The organism is Deltaproteobacteria bacterium, assembly GCA_011773515.1.
Classification (GTDB): Bacteria; Desulfobacterota; Deferrimicrobia; order J040; family J040; genus WVXK01.
Map to the genome: position 1 here is coordinate 567 of WVXK01000088.1, position 2895 is coordinate 3461.

General features: G+C 55.5%; 3 protein-coding genes. All 3 read left to right on the plus strand.

Translation table 11 applies throughout. From position 1 onward, the window contains the following. Positions 1-36 precede the first annotated feature (36 nt). Positions 37-1845, plus strand: a complete 1809-nt coding sequence (locus tag GTN70_09490) for an FAD-dependent oxidoreductase (protein NIO17214.1) — start codon at positions 37-39, stop codon at positions 1843-1845. Between the two features lie 40 nt (positions 1846-1885). Continuing rightward, complete coding sequence (locus GTN70_09495; GenBank protein ID NIO17215.1) at positions 1886-2251, plus strand: hypothetical protein; 366 nt, start codon at positions 1886-1888, stop codon at positions 2249-2251. A 238-nt stretch (positions 2252-2489) separates the two neighbouring features. Then, positions 2490-2895, plus strand: a 406-nt coding sequence (locus tag GTN70_09500) for a cytochrome c biogenesis protein ResB (protein NIO17216.1), incomplete at its 3' end; no start/stop codon positions are given.

Below are 2895 nucleotides of genomic sequence, written 5' to 3' on the forward strand. Positions count from 1 at the left end.
AATCTCAACGGATTGGCCTTGGAGACACCGAAATTTTTGATCCCCGAAAATCAGCTGGAGTTCGGGTACAAAGACTGCAGCCTCTGCTTTGTGGAGAAAAAAGGCGATGAGAGCAGGTGCAGCGGCTGTTCGGGGAGATACAGCGCGCGGGAAAAGCTTCTCTGGAAGATAAACAGGAAGAGGATAAAGAGGATATCGAGACTTCTCTCCCTTATCTTTCCGGGCCTGGGCCACCTCTATGCAGGGAGGCTTTCCACCGGACTGTTCTGGATTGCCCTCATCCCCCTCACGATGGGGCTGGTCATCAACACCTTTCAGGGCCTCACGGTGGGGCACCTGGTCCTTGCCGCCATGTTTGCCCTCCTCTGGTTGTTCGCTTTCATCGATGCGGGAAGAGGGTACAAGGACAAAACGGCCCCCTGTGAGAGCGCCTGCCCTTCCCACCTGCACGTTCCCGATTACATAGCCCTCGTCAGGGAGGGCTCTCCCGTAACCTCCCTGGCCCTCATACACGAGACGCTGCCTTTTGCCTCCGTGTGCGGGAGGGTCTGCCCCCATCCCTGTGAGCAGGAATGCGTAAGGAACGAGGTGGGCAGCCCGATAGCGATCGCGGCGATAAAGAGGTTTGCCGCCGACCATGGCTACCGGTCCAGGCCGATTCCGCGGGAGGCTGAAATAGACCCGAATATGCCGAAGGTTGCCATAATAGGAGCGGGTCCTGCCGGCCTCAGTGCGGCAAACACCCTCGCCACCCTCGGGGCGAGGACCGTGATTTTCGATGCAAAATGGCGCCCGGGAGGCATGATGTACTCCTGCATACCTTCCTTCCGGCTTCCCCTGGAGGAGCTGGACAGGGACATAGATTTCATCCTGAAAAAGGGGGTGGACTTTCGCGGCGGCGTGACCGTTGGACAGGACATGGAGTTTGAGAGCCTTGTCACGGGTGGTGAATTCGATGCCATTCTCGTTGCGACGGGGTCGTCGGAGTCTCTCACCCTTCCCGGTACGGGGACCGAGTCGCAGGGGTTTTACGATGCACCCGCCTTCCTGGAACGCGTCAAGTTCGGAGAGATGGTGCATGTGGGGCAGATCGTCGTCGTCGTCGGGGGCGGCAACGTGGCTGTTGACGCTGCCAGGACCGCTCTCCGGCTCGGCGTCAGGGACGTGACGATCGCCAGCCTGGAATCGAGGGACAGCATGCCCGCCTTTCCCTGGGAGGTGGAGGAGGCCATCGGTGAGGGAGCCAAGCTCATGGACGGGACGGCGGTAAAAAAGTTCTTCGTGATGAGGCAGCGGATAGCGGGGTTCGAGGCGCTGAGCGTCTCCCGGCTGGAGTACGACAGGCAGGGGAGGATAAACCCGGTTACGGTGCCCGGGTCTGAGTTCGAGGTACGGTGCGACACGGTCATCATCGCCATCGGAAGCAGGGCGGACCTGTCGTTTATACCGGCGGAATACGCGCTGAAGATGATCGATAAGGAGCACAAAATTGCGCGGTTGATTTTTAAGGACAAAAGATATAAAATCCCGATCTATACGTGCGGTGACTGTCTCACGGGGGCAAGCACCATCGTCGAATCTTCCGCTTCCGGCAGATACGCTGCTCTGAATATTTTTGAGAAGCTCTGCGTCGAAGAGGTGAGGAAGGTACGGCTGAGGGACAACTACCGGAGGAAGAAAGAGGACCAGGTGGAGGACAGCCCCGAACTGAGACAGAGGGTGAAAATGGAAAAGCTGGGTCCCGCCGATGCCGCATCGGGTTTCGAAGAAATCGAAAAGGGGTACACGGGGAGCGAGGTCCAAAGAGAGTGCGATAGATGTGCGAGGTGCAACCTCACGCTTTAAATAAGCCTTCGGGGAAAACAAATCAAGGAGGGAAACGGTTATGAAAAGGGTTGCAATGTTACTTGCTGTAGTGTTCACCGTCGTGGCTTCCTTTGCATACGTGGGGGCTGTGAACAAGGGGCCTGAAGTTATCCAGATCGACAAGATAAAGGAGAAACAGCCCCCCGTGGAGTTCAAGCACCACGAGCACCAGAAGCGCGTCAAGGACGACTGCAAGGCATGCCACCATGCCACAGAAGAGGGGAAGCAGCCCCAGGCGTGCTCCGAGTGCCACAAGAAGGAAGCGGCCGGTGATATCCCTGATTTCAAAAAGGCTATGCACGATGCGTGCAAGGACTGCCACAAGAAAGAGAAGGCGGCGGGCAAAAATCCTCCCACCAAGTGCAAGGAGTGCCACGTAAAGTAGTTCTTTTACGCGGGCCATTTCGGGGCGGCGCGGCCGCCCCATTTTTTTTTGTAACCTCTGCGTTCGACATGATGTACAATTTTATGTATACAGTATACATTAATGCGGGAGCTGAAATAATCCCGACTCATTGTTTTTTTTTGCGTTATTATTATTAAAATGAAAATGAGATCATTTTACCCGTGCAGGGGCAAAATCACCCTGCTTCCGAGAAAACACAACTCACCAGGATGGTGTCATGGCAAAGAGCAATGAATCCTACTTTGACAGGGTATGGAAGCTTTTCACATCCCTTAAGCTCACCATTTTTCTCCTGATCAGTCTCGCCGTCGTTTCGATTTTCGGGACCGTCATCGAGCAGAACAAGTCGCTCGAGGAATACCGGAAGGTATTCAGCGAGCCGACGATCAAGTTTCTCTCGGCCATAGGGATGTTCGACATGTACCACTCGACCTGGTTCCTTTTTCTCCTGGTCGTTTTTACCGTCAACCTCACCCTCTGCACCCTCGACCGGCTCCCGAACGTTTTCAAGGTCATAAAAAACCCTCGCCTCCAGCTCGACGAGAAAAGCGAAAAAAGCTTCTCCCTCGCTCACCGGTGGAGGAAAAAGGCCGATGTCAGGGAGCTTGCCGACACGTACACAC

What these genes read in the sequence shown, in the direction of transcription:
- GTN70_09495 (NIO17215.1), top strand. Translation starts at nt 1,886, where the DNA reads ATGAAAAGGGTTGCAATGTTACTTGCTGTAGTGTTCACCGTCGTGGCT.